A 16,960-nucleotide genomic window follows, 5' to 3' on the forward strand; every position below is an offset into this window, starting at 1 on the left:
CGAGACAGAGCCATCCATCATGGCATCTGCACAAGAATCCACCGCTCTGCGGTCAAGGTGTTCGCGATCCGGTCTGCTTGACCCGCCGCAGCGGGATCGAGCTTTCGATCTCGGCGACACCCTTGACCCGTGTCAGGCTGCCGACAAGGAACTGTTCGAACTCGGACATCGACCGCGTGACCACGCGCAACAGGTAATCGCGGCTGCCGGTCATCAGCCAGCAATCGACCACCTCGGGAAAGGCGAGTATGGCTTTCTCAAAGGATTGCAGCGCATCGTCGATCTGCCGGTCCAGCTTGACCGAGACAAACACAGACACGTCGAAACCGAGCGCGGTCTCGTCGATCGTGGCGCTATAGCCGGTGACGATCTCGCGCTCTTCCAGACGCCTCAGGCGGCGCGCAACCGGCGTCGGGCTCAGCCCCACGGCATCGCCAAGCGCCTGAACCGATATCCGCCCATTTTTCGTTATGATGCGCAGGATTCGTTTATCGAATTCATCTATACTAGTGGAGTCCGCCATGGATTGCACATTATGCGCTGGAATCCGGCGCAACAAGTGCATTTCCAGAGTGCTTTCGCGGATTACCTTTCCCGAATGTCATGTAGGACAAACGCAAGCGGAGGAACCACATGACAAACACCCATCTCAAGACCGTCGAACAACGCCTGCTGTGGCTCTCGCACTGGATGATCCACCACGCCAACCACATCCGCCCCAAGGTGGACGGGATCAAGGTGGGCGGGCATCAGGCAAGTTCCGCCTCAATGGTGTCGATCATGACGGCGCTCTATTTCTCGGCCCTGCGGCCCGAAGACCGTGTGGCGGTCAAGCCGCATGCCTCGCCGATCTTTCACGCCATGCAATACCTGATGGGCAACCAGACCCGCGACAAGCTGGAAAACTTTCGCGGCTACGGCGGCGTGCAAAGCTATCCCAGCCGGACCAAGGATGTCGATGATGTCGATTTCTCCACCGGGTCCGTGGGCCTTGGCGTGGGGATCACCGCGCTTGCCGCGATGGTGCAGGATTACATCACCGCCAAGGACTGGGGCGCTGGTGCCCCCGCGGGCCGCATGGTGGCACTCGTCGGCGATGCCGAGATGGACGAGGGCAATGTCTACGAAGTGCTGCAGGAAGGCTGGAAGAACAACCTGCGCAACACCTGGTGGATCATCGACTACAATCGCCAATCGCTCGACGGGATCGTGCGCGAGGGGCTGTTCGAGAGGATCGAAAAGATTTTCGACGCCTTCGGCTGGGACGTCGTGCGCGTGAAATACGGCACCCTGCAACGCGCCGCCTTTGCAGAGCCGGGCGGCGAGGCGCTGCGCACATGGATCGACGCCTGCCCCAATGCCGAATATTCCGCGCTCACCTATATGGGCGGTGCGGTCTGGCGCGAACGTCTGATGAATGATCTGGGCGATCAGGGCGATGTGACCGCGCTCATCGAGCGGCGCAGCGACCGGGACCTGGCCGACCTCATGGAAAATCTCGGCGGCAACTGCGTGGAAACGCTGGCCGAAACCTTTGCCGCCATCGACCACGACCGCCCGACCTGCTTTCTCGCCTACACGATCAAGGGCTGGGGCACGCCGATTGCGGGGCATAAGGACAATCACGGCGGGCTGATGACCAAGGCCCAGATGGCCGACTGGCAGGCCCATATGCGCGTGCCCGAAGGCCAGGAATGGGACCCGCTGGCCACCGTCGCCGATCCTGATGCGTTCAAGACGTTTCTCGCGCAGGTGCCGTTCTTTGCCCAAGGGACGCGCCGCCATGCCGATGCGCGCCTGGCCGTGCCGCAAATCGCGCTCGACACCAGCCGGGACATCTCGACCCAGATGGCATTCGGCAAGATCCTAGACGATCTGGCACGCGGCGACAGCGATCTTGCAGCGCGCATCCTCACCACCTCGCCGGATGTCACCGGCACCACCGGCCTCGGGCCGTGGGTGAACCGGCGCAATCTCTTCGCGCGGACCGAGCAGAAAGACGCGTTCATAGAGCATCGCATCCCCTCGACCGCAAAATGGAATTTCTCGCCCGAGGGCCAGCATATCGAACTGGGCATCGCCGAGATGAACCTGATGCTGCTTCTGGGGGCGGCCGGGCTGGCACACAGTCTCTGGGGCAAGCGGCTCATCCCCATCGGCACCCTCTACGATCCCTTCGTCAGCCGTGGCCTCGATGCGCTTAACTACGCCTGTTATCAGGATGCACGCTTCCTGCTGGTGGGCACGCCCTCGGGTGTCACGCTGGCCCCTGAAGGCGGCGCGCATCAATCCCTGGCCACCCCCCTCATCGGGATGAGCCAGGACGGGCTTGCCGCGTTCGAGCCCGCCTTTGCCGACGAATTGGCGGTGATCATGGAATGGGCCTTCGACTACCTTCAACGCGAGGGCGAGGGCGACCCGGACGAGCGCACATGGCTGCGCGATGAAACCGGCGGCTCGGTCTATCTGCGGCTGACCACCAAGCCGCTGGAACAGCCCGGCAAGCGCGCCGATGACGCGTTTCGTCAGGGCGCGATCGACGGGGCTTATTGGCTGCGCCCGCCGGGGCCGGGCTGCGAGGTGGTGATCGCCTATCAGGGGGCCGTCGCGGATGAGGCGATTGCCGCCGCCGGGATGATCGCCGGGCTTCGCCGCGATGTCGCCGTGCTCGCCGTCACCTCCGCCGACCGGCTCAACGCAGGCTGGACCGCCGCACAGCGCGAGCGCACGCGCGGCAATGCCAAGGCCCAGAGCCATATCGAGCAGCTATTTGCCACGCTGCCGCCGCATTGCACCCTCGTCACCGTGATCGACGGGCATCCGGCCACGCTCGGCTGGCTCGGCTCGGTCGTGGGACATCGGACCGTCCCGCTTGGGGTAGAGCATTTCGGCCAGACCGGCACCATCGGGGACCTCTATCGCCATCACGGGATCGACGCGCGCGCCATCGCCGATCGGGTCGCCGCCCTTACGCCCGGGCGACGGATCATGGCGTAACCGGCACGCCGCGCCTCAGACCGTGTCGGGGCGATAGATGCAATCCGCCAGCGTGCTGCGGTTGAGATCGGCGATGAACGCGGCCTCGGCATGGGCCAACCGGGATTTGAGCCGACAGCCCGGCATCAGGGTGCAGGTGTGTCCGCCCGGCGCGAAACATTCGACCACGGCTTGATCCGCTTCGAGCAGGGCCACGACATCGCCGATTCGGATCGTGTCGGGGGGCCGCCCCAGCATCGCGCCGCCGCCGCTGCCACGCCGGGTTTTCAGCAGTCCAGCGGCGGCCAGCACCGAGACGACCTTGGCCAGATGGTAGCGCGACACCCCGAATTCCGCCGCAAGGTCGGTGGTGGAAAAGGCGCGCTCCGGCGCGCCCGCAAGGCGCATCAGCACGCGCAGCCCATAATCGGTGAAAGAGGTGAGGCGCAAGGTCGCGTTCCCTGATTGTGTTTGCAAATCCGAGTATAGCAGTATAATCCGTATTTGAAATACTTATTCATGCAAAAGGCCTCGCCGCCATGACGACCCGCACCCCAACCCCCACGTGGCCCAGCGCATGAGCACGCACCGGACATATGCCTCGCCCCCCTGCCTCGCCGCAGAGCTGGACGCCGCCTATTCAGACCCGGGAGCCCAAACGCCAGACGATGTGGCCCGCTGGCGGCGTAACGCGCGGACGCAGCTGCGCACGGCCCGCGACACCCTGCGCGTGACCGAGCGGGATACCATATCCCACGCGCTGCAAGCACATCTGCGCACCCTGCTGACCCAGCGTTTCGGCAGCGTTCGGGGCCGCATCATCTCTTTCTACTGGCCGATCAAGGCCGAGCCGGACCTGCGCCCGCTGATGGCGACCCTGCACGCGGCGGGCGCGGTGATCGCGCTGCCGCTGGTCGAGCAAAAGGCCGCACCGCTGGTGTTCCGCCACTGGACACCCGAGACACGCATGCAGCGCGGCGACTGGAACATCCCGGTGCCGCCCCCCGAGGCCGACCGCCTCATCCCCGCGATCACACTCGCGCCGCTGGTCGGGTGGGATGGCAATGGCTATCGCCTCGGATATGGCGGCGGATATTTCGACCGGACGCTGGCCGCGATATCACCGCGTCCGTTCACCATCGGCATCGGGTATCAGGCGGCACGGCTGACCACGATCCATCCGCAACCCCATGACATCCCGCTCGACCTCATTCTGACCGAGGCCGGTATTGCAACCGAAAGGACAGCGCCCCAATGACCGCGACAACCTCCTCGCAGATGCGGGCCTGGACCGGTCCGGCAATCCTGACCTATGGCTTTCGCCCGTTCTTCTTCGGCGCGGCGGTCTGGGCGGCGCTGGCCATGGCCCTCTGGGTGCCGATGCTGTCAGGGCATCTGGTACTGCCCACGGCGTTCGATCCGGTCAGCTGGCACGCCCATGAATTCCTGTTTGGCTATCTCGGGGCGGTGATCGCCGGATTTCTCCTGACTGCCGTGCCGAACTGGACAGGCCGTCTGCCCATCGTAGGCTGGCGCCTCGGGGCGCTGGCGCTGCTCTGGGGCGGCGGGCGACTGGCCGTCGCATTCTCCGCAGAATTGCCCCCGGCAGTTGTGGCCGGGATCGATCTGGCCTTTCCCATCATTCTGGGCCTCGCCATCCTGCGAGAGATCGTGGCAGGCAAGAACTGGCGTAACCTGCTGGTGCTGATGATGCTCGCAGGCTTTGCCACGGGCAACGCCCTCTTCCACTGGGAGGCCGCGCAGGGCGCTTACGCGGCACAAGGCTACGGGCTGCGGCTGGGCCTTGGGGCCGCGATCCTGATGATCGCCGTGGTCGGCGGGCGGATCGTGCCATCCTTTACCCGCAACTGGCTGGTCAAACGCGGCGCGGGGCGGCTGCCTGCGCCACCGATGCAACGGTTTGACAAACTCGCCCTTCTGGCCCTGCTGGCCGCCCTTCTGCTTTGGGTCGCACTGCCGCTTGGCGTGCTGACCGGTGCGGCCTTGCTGGCCGCCGGGGTGCTGCAACTCTGGCGGCTGGCGCGCTGGGCGGGTGACCGCACCGCGGGTGAACCGCTCGTGCTCGTGCTTCACATCGCCTATGCCTTCCTGCCTCTCGGCGCGCTCGCGCTGGGGATCGAGGCGATCTCGCCCGGCAGTCTGGGCGGCACAGCGGCACAGCATCTCTGGATGGCAGGCGCGCTTGGCCTGATGACGCTTGCGGTGATGACCCGCGCAACGCTGGGCCATACCGGACAGCCCCTGACCGCCGGGTCGGGCACGGTCGCGCTCTACGTGGCACTGGTCGCGTCGGTTCTTCTGCGGCTTGCCGCCGGGCTCTGGCCCGCCTCGGCTTCGTTGCTCTACGCCGCCTCGGGGCTGGCTTGGATCGCGGCCTTTGCTGGCTTTGCGGTGCTCTATGGCCCGGCCCTGCTGCGGGCCCCGGCGGCCAAGGCAGGCTGACCATGCTGATGGGTTGGCTTGAATTCGCGGCGGCGTTCCTCGTGTTCTTCCTGTCGCATTCGCTGCCGGTGCGCCCGCCGCTAAAGCCGTGGTTGCAGGCACGGCTGGGACGGGTCGGATTCACGCTATTCTACTCGCTCCTGTCGCTCGCCGTTCTGGCCTGGCTGATCGGCGCGGCGGGCCGCGCGCCGTTTGTGCCGCTCTGGCAATGGTCCCCCTGGCAGAACCACGTGACGCTGGCCCTCATGCTGCCAGTCTGCCTTTTGCTTGCCACGGCACTCGCGCGTCCAAATCCGTTCTCCTTCGGCGGCGCGGGCAATGCGCGCTTCGATCCGGCCCGGCCCGGCATCGTGCGGCTGACACGTCACCCGTTGCTTGTGGCGCTCGCGCTCTGGGCAGGGGCGCATCTTTTGCCCAATGGCGATCTCGCCCATGTGCTTCTCTTCGCCACCTTCGCCACCTTCGCCGCGCTCGGTGGCCGGATCATCGACCGGCGCAAGCGCCGCGACATGGGCACCGACTGGGACCGGCTGATTGCGGCAACGCGGGCCGCGCCACCACGGCCCGCATCATGGCTGGCGACTGCAATCCGCACCCTGCTGGGGCTCTTGCTATATACCGGTCTGATCTGGCTGCATCCGCATCTGTTCGGGGTCAGCCCACTTCCCTGAGCCTCACGCGCCGAGGCCTGTGGCCAAGCGCCTGCATCGCCGTTACCTTGCGCTTATGGCAAAGCTGCTCATCGTCTATCACTCACGCACCGGCGGCAGCCAGCAAATGGCAGAGGCCGCATATCACGCCGCAAGGGCCGAGGCCGAGACCTCTCTCCTGCCCGCCGATCAGGCCGGGCCGGAAGATCTGCTGGGGGCGGATGGCTATCTCTTCTGTGCACCCGAAAACCTTGCCGCGCTGTCCGGCGCAATGAAGGATTTCTTCGACCGGTGCTATTACCCGGTGCTGGGCCGCATCGAAGGGCGCGCCTATGCGCAGATGATCTGCGCCGGATCAGATGGCGAAAACGCCGCCCGCCAGACCGCCCGAATCGCGCAGGGCTGGCGGCTGCGTGCGGTTCAGGACCCGCTGATCATCTGCACCCATGCCCAGACCCCCGAAGCGATCCTCGCCCCCAAGACGATCCCCGAGGCGGAGCTTGCGCAGTGCCGCGACATCGGCCAGGCACTGGCCGCCGGCTTGGCTATGGGCATGTTCTGAAAGCGCCGTCGAACGCCCGAGACGCGCACGGTTCACATCCCGTGCAGCGCCCGGTCCGCCATCACGGCGGCAGAGGTGCGGTTGTCGACGCCCATCTTGTGAAAGACCTGTTCGAGATGCTTGTTCACCGTGCGTGCGCTCAGCGACAGGATTTCGGCGATGTCGCGATTGGTCTTGCCATGCGACAGCCACAACAGCACCTGCGCCTCGCGCGCGGTCAACGCAAACGCCTTGGCCAGACGCTCATCCTCGCTGATCTCCGGCTCGTCTTCCTTGAGGCGCACCACGATCTCGCCCTGAAACTGGCCCAGATAGACCAGTTTCAGCCGCCCCTCGACATAGGGTTTCGCAGTCGACATGGGCTGCGATCCTAGCCGCGCCAGCCAGGCCTGAACCCGCCCGGAGGCCACCCCGCCTGCCGCCAGCGGCGTCTCCGAGAGCCGCTCCACCGCCCGCGGCGTACCCCAGCTGATCCGGCCGTCCATGGCAAAGGTCACCACCGTCTGACCGGCATAATGCAACGCCGCGCGCGCCGATTGAATCGCGCGCGCGTTCAGGACATGCGTGGTGATCCGTGCCAGCAATTCCTCGACCACGACCGGCTTGGTGATATAGTCCACCCCCCCGGCCTGAAGACCCATCAGAATATGCTCCGAATCCGACATGCCGGTCATGAAGATGACCGGCGCCGCCATCGCACCCGGCGCGGTCTTGAGCCTGCGACAGGTCTCGAACCCGTCCAAACCGGGCATCATTGCGTCCAGAAGGATGACATCAGGCTGCACCCTTTGGGCCAGATCAATGCCATCCTCACCAGAGCGGGCGACCAGAACGGTCATGCCGTTTTCCTCCAGCGCGCGGGACACCAGCCCGAGCGTTTCCGGCGCATCGTCGATCACCAGCGCGATGAACCGCCCGGCCGAGACGGGATTGGACAGGGTGTCAGCTTGCATCTTGCATCATCTCCTTCAACAGGCGGGCCGCCCCCGGCAGATCGAACGCATCGAGATGGCGACGCAGGCGCGCGACCTGCCCGGTCTCGGCCTTGTGCCCACCAGTCGCCGTATCGAGTTCCCGAGTGAGTCCGGCGGCATGGCCGATCTCGGCCAGCCGGATCATCCGCGCCAGCGCATCGCCCGGAATGCCACTGGCCTTTGCGGTCTCCTCTGCGTCGTCGGTAGTCAGATCCACCTTCATCAGCCCGGCCATGCGGACCAGAAAATCGCTCAGCGAATAGGGTTTGACGATGAACGCATCATAGAGCTGACTGCGGTCGATGGATTGCCGCGCCTCCAGCGCGTGGCCGGTTACCATCATGATCGGCGTCGACACATGCGCAGTCCGGTCGCGCAGGGCCTGCGCCAGATCCCATCCAGTCATACCCGGCATGTCGATATCCAGAATGAAGAGATCCGGCGTCACGTCCTCCAGCGCGGCAAGCGCCGCTTCGGCATCGGGCAGCGCCTGCACAAGAAAGCCCAGAGGCCGCAGCGTGGTTTCCAGTAGGCGCAGATGGTCGCGATCGTCATCCACCACCATCACCGTCTTGCGCGGTCCGACATAGCCCGCCGCCATGATCCGCTCTTTCATGCTCCAGGCCGCGCTCGGAATGGCGCTCTCGCGCAGCGAGGGCAGCATCAGGCGCACGGAAAAGGTCGTGCCCGCACCCGGCGCGCTCTTCACGGTGATCTCCCCGCCCAGGATCTCAACCAGCAGCCGCGTGATCGTCAGCCCCAGCCCGGACCCCGCCGAGGTCTTTTGCGCGAACCTCTCGAACGGCTTCCAGATCCGGTCGATGTGTTCCTCTTCGATCCCGATGCCGGTATCGCTCACCTCGAGAAGCGCCACCTCGTTGCGATAGTGCAGATGCAGCGTGACCGTGCCCGACGGCGTGTAGTTGATGGCATTGGACAGCAGGTTGATGATGATCTGGCGCAGGCGCTTTTCGTCGAATTCGATCCATTCCGGCGGATTGCCGGAGGTCTCGATCGCGAAATCGAGGCCCTTTTCGCGGGCCTGCCTTTGAAACACCGCCGCGATCTGACGCAAGAGCGCGGGCAGGTTGATCCGGTCGCGGTAGATCTCAAGCCGACCCGCCTCGATCTTGGAGATATCGAGCAGGTTCTCGATCAGCGCCGCCAGATGCTCTGACCCGCGTCGGATCGCCAGCACGGCCTCGCGCCGTCCGGCCGGAATATCACGGTCCTGCTCCATCAGCTGCGCATAGCCGTAGATCGCGTTCAGCGGCGTGCGCAACTCGTGACTGATCCCGGCCATGTAGCGGGTTTTGGCAAGGTTGGCCGCCTCCGCCTTTTCCTTGGCTGACTGCAATTCCGCGTCGGTGCGTTCATGCGCGCGGATTTCCTGCAACAGCCGCTGCGTCTGCACCTCGGCCTCGTCTCGCGCCTTGTTGTGGCTTTCGCGGATCAGGATGAAGGTCCAGACGATGATGCCGTTGACCACCAGCACCGTGCAGAAAATCACGGTCAGCACCGCATCCAGCTGCGCTGTCTCCGCCTTCGACCGGATCAGCAACAGCACCCCGGCAAAGACCGAACTCGGCAGAGCGGTGGCGATGAAGAACACCGATAGCCGCGAGATCAGAACCGAAAAGACCCGGCGGGGCAGGATACGCCGCAGGGTCGAGACCCACATCGCCCCATAGGTCGCGTGCGGTTTGCAACTGTCCCGGCAGGACGCATCGAGCGTGCAGCACAGCGAACAGATCGGCCCGGCGTAGAACGGACAGTCGGTCATGTCCTCCGGGTCGAATCGGTATTCGCACACGCAACAGGTCTGCGTGCCTTCGGGCGTTGTCGGCCCGGGCGCCGTGACCGGGCGGGCGATATAGTATTTGCCCCCCGTCCCCCATGCGATGACCGGTGCCACGACAAATGCCGTGGCCAGCGCGATCAGCGACGAAAACGGCTGAAGCGTCTCGCCCGTGCCGCCCGCCAGAACCAGGAGCGACACCAGCACCGCGATCAGCATCGCCCCGGTGCCGACCGGGTTGATGTCATAAAGATGCGCGCGACGGAACTCGATCCCCTTGGGGCTGAGCCCGAGGGGCTTGTTCACCACCAGATCCGCCGTCAGTGCCCCGATCCACGCAAGCGCCACGTGAGAGTACAGCCCGAGGATCGATTCGATCACATGAAACACCCCCAGTTCCATCAGCATCAGGGCGATGGACACGTTGAACACCAGCCAGATCACCCGCCCGGGATGCGAATGCGTCAGCCGCGAAAAGAAATTCGACCACGCGATAGAGCCCGCATAGGCATTGGTCACATTGATCTTGAGCTGCGACAGGATGACGAACGCCCCGGTCAGGACGAGCGCGAGAAACGGCACCGTGATCACCTGATCGAAGGCGGTGAAATACATCTTGGTCGGGTCGGTGGCATCGCGCGGCGGCACCGCCGCACCGATGGCCAGCGTCAGCAGGAATGACCCCAGAAGCATCTTGATCACGCCCAGAACGGTCCACCCCGGTCCCGCCGCCAATAGCGCGATCCACCAGCGCCGCCGCTCGGATTTCGTCTTGGGTTCACGCAGAAACCGCAGGAAATCCACCTGCTCGCCGATCTGTGCGATCAGTGACAAAACCACCCCCATCGCGGCCCCGATCATCATCAGGGTCGGCCCTTCGGCCCCGCGTTCACCGGTGAACCCGGTCCAGCTTTCAAGATCGACGCCGGAATAGGCCAATAGCGCGAAGGGCAGGATATGCAGGATGATCCAGAACGGCTGCGTCACGGTCTGAAACGCCGAGATCTTGGAAAATCCGTTGATCACCAGCGGAATGACCACCACCGCCGACAGCAGGTAGCCAAGCCCCAACGGCACCCCGAAACAGAACTCCAAAGCAAAGGCGAGAATCGCAGCCTCGAGCGCGAAAAAGATGAAGGTGAAGGTGGCATAAATCAGCGAGGTGATCGTCGAGCCGATATAGCCAAACCCCGCGCCGCGCGTCAAAAGGTCGATATCCACCCCGTAGCGCGCGCCGTAGTAGCTGATCGGCAGGCAGGTCAGGAACAGGATCAGCCCCGCCAGCATGATCGCGAGAATCGCGGCGTCAAAGCCATAGATCAGCGTCAGCGCGCCGCCAATCGCCTCGAGCGCCAGAAACGAGATCGAGCCGAGCGCGGTATTGGCCACGCGCGCGTAACTCCAGCGCCGCGCGCGCCGCGCGGTGTAACGGAGGGCGAAATCCTCCATCGTTTCATTGGCGACCCAACGATTGTATTTCCGTCGGCCGCCCGTGGCACTGAACGATATGGCCATGGGCCTCCAGGGTCCTGAAGAGCGGCCACGCGGCCGCGGAAATCTTGTGGCGCGAACCGCGCGGATCAAAGAGCACGAGCACGACGCCAACACGCACGACAGCGCCGCATCGGCATAGCGCCGGAAACATGGGCCATTGTGCAGGGTAAAAACGCCCAACCATATACGTCATTCAACGTATACTGCATTGCAGCATTTCCTGCCAGCTTGCTTGTCAGAGGCACAATCGTGCCGTCTCAACGACTGTTACACTGACAAGGAGGCATTATGACCGATACGAAAAAATCACCCGAAATCAGCAACCTGAGCCGTCGCACCGTGTTGGCGGGCGGGGCTGCTCTTTCGGCATCGCTGTTCGCGCCGAAAATGCTGCGTGCGCAAGATTTCCCCACCGATGTGGTCAATACCACCGGCCTTGCGGTCACCGACACGACCGTGACCTGCGGTATCCTGCACTCGATCACCGGCACCATGGCGATCTCGGAAACCGGCTCGGTTCAGGCCGAAAAGCTGGCCATCGAGCAGATCAACGCCCAGGGCGGCATCCTCGGACGCAAGATCGAATTCATTCAGGAAGACGGCGCATCCGACTGGCCCACCTTTGCCGAAAAGGCCAAGAAACTGCTGGTGCAGGACAAGGTCGCATCGGTCATGGGCTGCTGGACCTCGGCCAGCCGCAAGGCGGTTCTGCCGGTGTTCGAGCAGTATAACGGCTTTCTCTACTATCCCACCTTCTACGAGGGTCTCGAGCAGAGCCCCAACGTCATCTACACCGGGCAGGAAGCCACCCAGCAGATCATCGCCGGTCTCGACTGGGTCAACCAGACCAAGGGGGCCAAGACCTTCTACCTGCTGGGGTCCGATTACATCTGGCCGCGCACCTCGAACAAGATCGCGCGCAAGCATATCGAGAACTTCATGGACGGCTGCAAGGTCGTGGGCGAAGAGTATTACCCGCTTGGCCACACCCAGTTCAATTCGGTGATCAACAAGATCCGCCTGCGCAAGCCCGACGTGATCTACGCCATCGTCGTGGGCGGCTCGAACGTGGCCTTCTACAAGCAGCTGACCGCAGCGGGCATCGACCCGACCGAGGAAAGCCCGATCGTTCTGACCATTTCCGTGACCGAGGACGAAATCCGCGGCATCGGCGGCGAGAACATCGACGGGGCCTATGCCTGCATGAAGTATTTCCAGAGCCTCGAAAACGAAAACAACCAGGCGTTCGTCAAGGCCTTCAAGGAGATGTGGGGCGACGAGATCGTGATCGGCGACGTCACGCAGGCGGCCTATCTCGGGCCATGGCTATGGAAGGCTGCCGTGGAACAGGCGGGCTCGTTCGACATCGACAAGGTGCGCGAGGCCAGCCCCGGCATCGAACTCACCTCTGCGCCCGAGGGCTACGTCAAGGTGCATGAGAACCATCACCTGTGGTCCAAGACCCGGGTCGGCCGCGCCAAGGCCGATGGCCAATACGAGGTCGTGTTTGAGACCGCCGATCTGGTCGAGCCTGATCCGTTCCCCGAAGGCTACCAGTAAGGGCTGTCCGCTATCCGCCCGCATCTGACACGGGCCGGATAGCATGCCCCTCCTGCGCCGCGTTGGTCCCACGCGGCGCAGCATCCCGACTTTCCTCGCGCTGCCATCAGAAACGGAAGACATGCCATGTTTGCAGACTATTCCACCAGCGACCTGATCGCGATCTTTGCCATGCAGGGCTTTGCCGGTCTCATCCTGTTCTCGGTCTTCGTGCTGATGGCGCTCGGTCTGGCGATCATCTTTGGCCAGATGGGCGTGATCAACATGGCGCATGGCGAGTTCATGATTCTCGGTGCCTATGTCACCTACCTGATGTCGAACCTGTTTTCCGACTACATGCCGGCCATCTTCGGCATGTATTTCTTTGTCGCAATGGCGGTCGCCTTTGTCGCGGCGGGCGCGCTCGGGATGCTGGTGGAATGGGCCCTGATCCGGCATCTCTACAAACGCCCGCTCGACACGCTGCTGGCCACATGGGGGCTCAGCCTCATCCTGCAACAGACCTATCGCACGGTCTTCGGCGCGCGCGAGGTGGGGGTATCGATTCCCGACTGGATGATGGGCTCGCTGCCGATCACCGACCTGATCGAGGTGCCGATCAACGGCATTTTCGTGATGGTGCTCGCCATAAGCATTTCCGTCGGCGTCTACGTGATGATGTATCGCTCGGGCTGGGGCAAGCAGGTGCGCGCGATCAACAACAACCGCCAGATGGCCGATGCCGTGGGTATCAACACCGCCTGGACGGACCGGATGACCTTCGCCATCGGATGCGGCGTGGCGGGCGTGGCAGGCTCGGCCTTCACGATGATCGGCTCCACCGGGCCGACCTCGGGCCAGCTTTACATCGTCGACACCTTCCTCGTGGTGGTTTTCGGCGGCGCGGGCAGCCTTCTGGGCACCATCGCCAGCGCGTTCTCGATCAGCCAGGCCCAGTCGATCATGGAGTTCTTCCTGTCCGGCTCGATGGCCAAGGTCCTTACCCTGCTGACCGTGGTCGGCATCCTGATGCTGCGCCCGCAGGGTCTCTTCTCCCTGAAACTGCGCAAGTAAGCCGGAGGCTATGATGCACCCCATGCCGATCAAACATTCCTTCATGACCCGGCGCGACCTTGTCGGCTACGCCATCCTCGCGGCAATCATCTTCATCGTGTTTCCCGCGCTGCTCGAACCCTTCCGCCTGAACCTCTTCGGCAAGTATCTGACCTACGCCTTCGTCGCCATCGGCCTTGTGCTGTGCTGGGGCGTGGGCGGCATCCTCAGCCTCGGCCAGGGCGTCTTCTTCGGGCTGGGCGGCTACTGCATGGCGATGTTCCTCAAGCTCGAGGCCTCGTCCCCCGAGAACACCGCGATCCAGTCCACCCCCGGCATTCCGGATTTCATGGACTGGAACCAGATCACCGCCCTGCCCTGGTGGTGGGAACCGTTCAACTCGCTATTCTTCACGCTTGTCGCGGTGATCGTGGTGCCGGTCGTGTTTTCCTTCATCATCGGTGTCGCGATGTTCCGCCGCCGCGTCGGCGGGGTCTATTTCGCGATCATCACCCAGGCCATCGCGGCGATCCTGACGATCCTGATCATCGGGCAGCAGGGCTTTACCGGCGGCGTCAACGGCATCACCGACCTGCGCACCCTCAACGGCTGGGATATCCGCACCGACGAGGCCAAGACCCTGCTCTACTTCGTCAATGGCGGCTTGCTGTTCGCGGTTCTGCTGATCGCGCAATTCGTCCGCAAATCCAAGCTGGGCCGCCTCTTGATCGCGATGCGCGACCAGGAGGACCGGGTGCGCTTTTCAGGCTACGACGTGGCCAATTTCAAGATCTTCATCTTCTGCCTCGGCGGGGCCTTCGCCGCCATCGGCGGGGCGATGTTCACCCTTCAGGTCGGCTTCATGTCGCCCAGCTTCGTGGGCATCGTGCCCTCAATCGAGATGGTGATCTATGCCGCGGTCGGCGGGCGGCTGTCGATCCTCGGGGCGGTCTACGGCACGCTTCTGGTGAACTACGCCAAGACCAGCTTTTCCGAGAGCTTTCCGGAACTGTGGCTGTTCGGTCTGGGCGCGCTCTTCATCGCCGTGGTCATGGCCTTTCCCAACGGTCTGGCCGGCCTCTGGTCCGAACATATCGAGCCGCGCCTCATGCGCCTCTGGCCGGGCACGGCGAAAGACACCGTCGCCCCAACGGCCGAAGAAACCCCCGCAGAATGAGGTGAGCCATGCTGGACTACAACAACAAGAACTTCGTTCTGATGGTCGAAGACCTCACCGTGTCCTTCGACGGGTTCAAGGCGGTCAACGACCTCAGCTTCTATGTCGAGCCCAATGAATGCCGGGTCATCATCGGGCCCAACGGCGCGGGCAAGACCACGGTGCTCGACCTGATCTGCGGGCGCACCCGCGCCACCTCGGGCTCCATCGCGTTCAAGGGCCAGAACCTCTTGAAAATGCGCGAGGACCAGATCGTGCACGCAGGCGTGGGCCGCAAATTCCAGACGCCCTCGGTCTACGAGGATCTGAGCGTCTTCGCCAATCTCGAAATCAGCTACCCAAAGGGGCACGGGGTCTTCGGTGCGCTGTTCTTCCGGCGAGACGCCGCCGTGCGCGCGCGGATCACGGAAATCGCCGAGATGGTCTTTCTCACCGAACATCTCGGCCAGAAGGCGGCCTTCCTCAGCCACGGGCAGAAGCAATGGCTCGAAATCGGCATGCTGCTGATCCAGGACCCCGAACTCCTGATGCTCGACGAGCCGGTGGCCGGCATGTCCGTGGCCGAGCGCCGCAAGACGGCCGACCTTCTCAACCGCATCATCGCCGACCGCTCGGTGATCGTGATCGAGCATGACATGGGCTTTGTCGCCGATATCGCCACGCGCGTGACCGTCCTGCATCAGGGCCAGGTCCTGTCGGAAGGGTCGATGGAGCATGTGCAAAACGACCCCAAGGTCGTCGAAGTCTACCTCGGACACTGAAAAGGAGAGCACCATGTTGAACGTCAAGGAACTTCGCTCGGCCTACGGCGAGAGTGAGGTGCTGCACGGGCTCGATCTCGACGTCGCCCCGGGTGAGATCATCGCGATCATGGGCCGCAACGGCATGGGCAAGACCACGCTGATGAAGACGCTGATGGGCATCATGCCGACCAGATCCGGCACCGTCACCGTCGAGGGTAAAACCGTCACCGATCTCAAGCCGCATCAGCGCGTGGCCAGCGGCATCGCCTATGTGCCGCAGGGCCGGATGATCTTTTCCTCCATGACGGTGCAGGAAAATGTCGAAACCGGGCTGACCGTGACCGGTGAGAGCACCGTGCCCCCGGATATCTACGAACTCTTCCCTGTGCTGCTCGACATGAAATCGCGGCGCGGCGGCAACCTGTCGGGCGGGCAGCAACAGCAGCTGGCCATCGCCCGCGCACTCGCCTCGCGCCCCAAGGTGCTGCTTCTGGATGAACCGACCGAGGGCATCCAGCCGTCGATCATCCGCGAGATGGCGCGCACCCTGCGCCGTATCCGCGATGAAAAGGGCCTGTCGATCGTGGTCTCCGAACAGGTCCTGACCTTCGCGCTCGACGTCGCCGACCGGGTGGTCGTGCTGGAAAACGGCACCTTCGTCCATGACAGCCCGCGCGAGGGCATCGACGAGGCGAAAGTCTCGAAATTCCTATCCGTTTGACCAAAGCAAAGAGAGGACAACATGGCAGATACGCTTATCTCGGTCGATCTTTCCGAAAGCCCGCACACCAACGAGGCCGTGCACAACCGCTGGCATCCCGACATTCCCATAGCCGTCTGGGTCGAGCCGGGGGACGATTTCAAGATCGAAACCTATGACTGGACCGGCGGCCAGATCAAGAATGACGACGATGCCGCCGACGTGCGCGACGTTGAGTTGGAACAGGTGCATTACCTCTCCGGCCCGATCGGCGTGAAAGGGGCCGAACCGGGCGATCTGCTCAAGGTTCACATCCTCGATATCGGCGCCAAGGAAGAGATGAACTGGGGCTTCAACGGCTTTTTCTCCAAGCAGAACGGCGGCGGTTTCCTGACCGATCATTTCCCCGAGGCGCAGAAATCCATCTGGGATTTTCATGGCATGTTCACCTCGTCGCGCCACGTGCCGGGGGTGAAATACGCAGGCCTCATTCACCCGGGCCTGATCGGCTGCCTGCCGGACCGCAAGATGCTGGACATGTGGAACAGCCGCGAAAAGGCACTGGTCGACACCGATCCCGGGCGCGTGCCCCCCTTGGCCGCCCTGCCCGACACGCAGGCCGCGCATATGGGCAAACTCACCGGCGATGAAAAGATGAAAGCAGCCTCCGAGGCCGCGCGCACCGTGCCCCCGCGCGAACATGGCGGCAATTGCGACATCAGGGTTCTGTCGCGCGGGGCGACCTGCGCTGTCCCGGTCTACGTCGACGGGGCAGGCCGGTCGATGGGCGCCCTGCACTTCAGCCCGGGCGACGGCGAAATCACCTGGTGC

At 63.8% G+C, this 16,960-nt stretch carries 15 protein-coding genes; 11 read left to right on the top strand and 4 right to left on the bottom strand.

All coding sequences use genetic code 11. The annotated features are described in order from the left end of the window. Window positions 1-52: 52 nt before the first annotated feature. Complete coding sequence (locus RID11_RS14075) at window positions 53-523, bottom strand: Lrp/AsnC family transcriptional regulator (RefSeq protein ID WP_350140255.1); 471 nt, start codon at window positions 521-523, stop codon at window positions 53-55. Window positions 524-633: 110 nt separating this feature from the next. Here RID11_RS14075 and RID11_RS14080 point away from each other — a divergent pair, with 110 nt between their 5' ends. After that, window positions 634-2,997, top strand: a complete 2,364-nt coding sequence (locus tag RID11_RS14080; protein ID WP_350140257.1) for a thiamine pyrophosphate-binding protein — start codon at window positions 634-636, stop codon at window positions 2,995-2,997. 15 nt (window positions 2,998-3,012) lie between these two features. Here RID11_RS14080 and RID11_RS14085 read toward each other — a convergent pair whose 3' ends face one another. After that, window positions 3,013-3,426, bottom strand: coding sequence for an Rrf2 family transcriptional regulator (locus tag RID11_RS14085; RefSeq protein WP_350140259.1), 414 nt, complete (start codon window positions 3,424-3,426; stop codon window positions 3,013-3,015). 127 nt (window positions 3,427-3,553) lie between these two features. Here RID11_RS14085 and RID11_RS14090 point away from each other — a divergent pair, with 127 nt between their 5' ends. The 4 genes from RID11_RS14090 to RID11_RS14105 are packed head-to-tail and all read left to right on the top strand — an operon-like array spanning window position 3,554 to window position 6,651. Further along, window positions 3,554-4,234 (top strand): 5-formyltetrahydrofolate cyclo-ligase, encoded by a 681-nt coding sequence (locus tag RID11_RS14090; protein WP_350140261.1) that lies wholly within the window; start codon window positions 3,554-3,556, stop codon window positions 4,232-4,234. Then, complete coding sequence (locus tag RID11_RS14095; RefSeq protein WP_350140263.1) at window positions 4,231-5,439, top strand: NnrS family protein; 1,209 nt, start codon at window positions 4,231-4,233, stop codon at window positions 5,437-5,439. Before RID11_RS14090 ends, RID11_RS14095 begins: the two co-directional genes overlap by 4 nt. A gap of 2 nt (window positions 5,440-5,441) precedes the next feature. After that, window positions 5,442-6,110, top strand: coding sequence for an NnrU family protein (locus RID11_RS14100; RefSeq protein ID WP_350140264.1), 669 nt, complete (start codon window positions 5,442-5,444; stop codon window positions 6,108-6,110). 55 nt (window positions 6,111-6,165) lie between these two features. Continuing rightward, the gene (locus tag RID11_RS14105; RefSeq protein ID WP_350140266.1) at window positions 6,166-6,651 is read left to right on the top strand and encodes a flavodoxin family protein; all 486 of its coding nucleotides are present in this window, start codon (window positions 6,166-6,168) and stop codon (window positions 6,649-6,651) included. Window positions 6,652-6,683: 32 nt separating this feature from the next. Here RID11_RS14105 and RID11_RS14110 read toward each other — a convergent pair whose 3' ends face one another. Both RID11_RS14110 and RID11_RS14115 read right to left on the bottom strand, forming a co-directional pair. Beyond that, complete coding sequence (locus RID11_RS14110) at window positions 6,684-7,604, bottom strand: response regulator (protein WP_350140268.1); 921 nt, start codon at window positions 7,602-7,604, stop codon at window positions 6,684-6,686. Continuing rightward, a complete protein-coding gene (locus RID11_RS14115; protein WP_350140270.1) occupies window positions 7,594-10,938 on the bottom strand; it encodes a hybrid sensor histidine kinase/response regulator in 3,345 nt (1,114 codons plus the stop codon). The genes RID11_RS14110 and RID11_RS14115 overlap by 11 nt, the downstream gene beginning before the upstream one ends. 267 nt (window positions 10,939-11,205) lie before the next feature. Here RID11_RS14115 and urtA point away from each other — a divergent pair, with 267 nt between their 5' ends. The 6 genes from urtA to RID11_RS14145 all read left to right on the top strand — a co-directional run. After that, complete coding sequence (gene urtA, locus RID11_RS14120; protein WP_350140272.1) at window positions 11,206-12,477, top strand: urea ABC transporter substrate-binding protein; 1,272 nt, start codon at window positions 11,206-11,208, stop codon at window positions 12,475-12,477. A gap of 126 nt (window positions 12,478-12,603) precedes the next feature. Further along, entirely contained in the window at window positions 12,604-13,530 is a 927-nt protein-coding gene (gene urtB, locus RID11_RS14125; RefSeq protein WP_350140274.1) for an urea ABC transporter permease subunit UrtB, read from the top strand. Between the two features lie 22 nt (window positions 13,531-13,552). After that, window positions 13,553-14,686, top strand: coding sequence for an urea ABC transporter permease subunit UrtC (urtC, locus tag RID11_RS14130; protein WP_350140276.1), 1,134 nt, complete (start codon window positions 13,553-13,555; stop codon window positions 14,684-14,686). Between the two features lie 8 nt (window positions 14,687-14,694). Further along, on the top strand, window positions 14,695-15,447 hold the full coding sequence (gene urtD / locus RID11_RS14135) for an urea ABC transporter ATP-binding protein UrtD (RefSeq protein WP_350140278.1): 753 nt from the start codon (window positions 14,695-14,697) through the stop codon (window positions 15,445-15,447). Window positions 15,448-15,460: 13 nt separating this feature from the next. Further along, window positions 15,461-16,150 (top strand): urea ABC transporter ATP-binding subunit UrtE, encoded by a 690-nt coding sequence (gene urtE / locus RID11_RS14140; protein WP_082237854.1) that lies wholly within the window; start codon window positions 15,461-15,463, stop codon window positions 16,148-16,150. Between the two features lie 21 nt (window positions 16,151-16,171). Then, the coding region (locus RID11_RS14145; protein WP_350140280.1) for an acetamidase/formamidase family protein at window positions 16,172-16,960 on the top strand (789 nt) is incomplete at its 3' end.

The sequence above is a fragment of the Roseovarius sp. genome (assembly GCF_040219995.1).
Classification (GTDB): domain Bacteria; phylum Pseudomonadota; class Alphaproteobacteria; order Rhodobacterales; family Rhodobacteraceae; genus Roseovarius.